General features: G+C 73.2%; 1 protein-coding gene. It reads right to left on the bottom strand.

What is annotated here, in order from left to right; genetic code table 11:
• Positions 1-968 (bottom strand): non-ribosomal peptide synthetase (locus A5714_RS21835; RefSeq protein WP_156745579.1); only part of this gene is annotated, 968 nt, incomplete at both ends.

The following is a 968-nucleotide window of genomic DNA, read 5'->3' as shown; positions in this document are numbered from 1 at the left end:
CCGCGGGCGCTGGAGTCGGTGGCGTTGGTGGTGGCCGCCGAGGCGTGCTCGGCGGAACTGGTCGACCGGTGGGCGCCCAGGGTTTTGTTGAGGGTGGCGATCAGGCGCATCGCGGACAACGAGTCGCCGCCGAGGTCGAAGAAGGAGTCGTCGAGTCCCACTCGATCCAGGCCCAGCACCTCGGCGTAGGCCTCGGCGAGGAGGCGTTCCAGGTCGGTGCCCGGGGCGCGGTAGTCGGCGTCGCGGTAGGCCGGCACCGGCAGCGCGCGGGTGTCCAGCTTGCCGTTGACCGTCAACGGCAGCGCGTCGATCACGACGAGGGCTGCCGGAATCATGAAGGGCGGCAACGTCTCTCGCAGCCCCGCCCGTGCGGCCTGCACGTCGAGCGCGCCCGGCGCGGACTCGGTGACGTAACCGACCAGGCGCTTGTCGCCGGGGCGGTCCTCGCGCACGACGACCACGGCCTGGTCGACCGAGTCCACGGCGGCCAGCGCAGCCTGAATCTCCCCGAGTTCGATGCGGTAGCCGCGGATCTTGACCTGTTCGTCGGCGCGGCCCAAATAGTCCAGCTGCCCGTCGGCGCGCCATCGCACCAGATCTCCGGTGCGATACATCCGCCGGCCGGGCTCGCCGAACGGGCATGCCACGAAGCGCGACGCGGTCAACCCCGGGCGGCGCAGGTAGCCGGCGCCCAGTCCGCGCCCGGCCACGTACAGTTCGCCGACGGTGCCCACGGGCACCGCCCGCAGCCACCGGTCCAGGACGAAGAACGCCGCCCCGGGCACCGGCGCACCGATCGGCGGTGTTCCCGTCCCGGCGCGCAGCGGCGGGCTGACCGCCACGCACATCGTGGTCTCGGTCGGCCCGTAGGCGTTGGTCATCACCCGCCCCGGCGCCCACCGGTCGACCAGTTCCGCCGAGCACGCCTCGGCGGCCACCACCAACGCCACCGACTCCAGCGCCCGCGG

Origin of the sequence: Mycobacterium sp. E2462 (assembly GCF_001672685.1) — a bacterium.
Lineage (GTDB): Bacteria > Actinomycetota > Actinomycetes > Mycobacteriales > Mycobacteriaceae > Mycobacterium.
Note: the sequence above shows the minus strand (reverse complement) of the source record. Positions and strands in the feature narration are given on the sequence as shown.